The following is a 284-nucleotide window of genomic DNA, read 5'->3' as shown; positions in this document are numbered from 1 at the left end:
GTAATTATTGTCGCGATTATTCTCAGTACGTTCATTACGCATACAGGAAACCTAATGATTGAGAGTAGGTTAGACGGTATCCAAAATAGCCTAAATTATTTGATTAGATATGTTAGTGATTCTATGACATCAATAGTATGCAAAAAACAGTCAGAAGATAAAAAGCAATCACCCCATCTTCCAATCAACAGAGATGATATTGATGATGATGGTTGGAGAAAACCCTAAACCCTAACACCTAACAGCTACCCCAATAACTTAAATGGCCCCCTATGGTTTCTAAC

1 protein-coding gene is annotated in these 284 nt (G+C 36.3%); it reads left to right on the top strand.

Translation table 11 applies throughout. The annotated features are described in order from the left end of the window. The coding region (locus P5674_RS26310; RefSeq protein ID WP_315670533.1) for a hypothetical protein at positions 1–228 on the top strand (228 nt) is incomplete at its 5' end. Between the last annotated feature and the right edge of the window lie 56 nt (positions 229–284).

The sequence above is a fragment of the Limnospira sp. PMC 289.06 genome, from assembly GCF_032350395.1.
Lineage (GTDB): Bacteria > Cyanobacteriota > Cyanobacteriia > Cyanobacteriales > Microcoleaceae > Limnospira > Limnospira platensis.
This window is presented reverse-complemented; position numbering and strand designations above follow the sequence as displayed.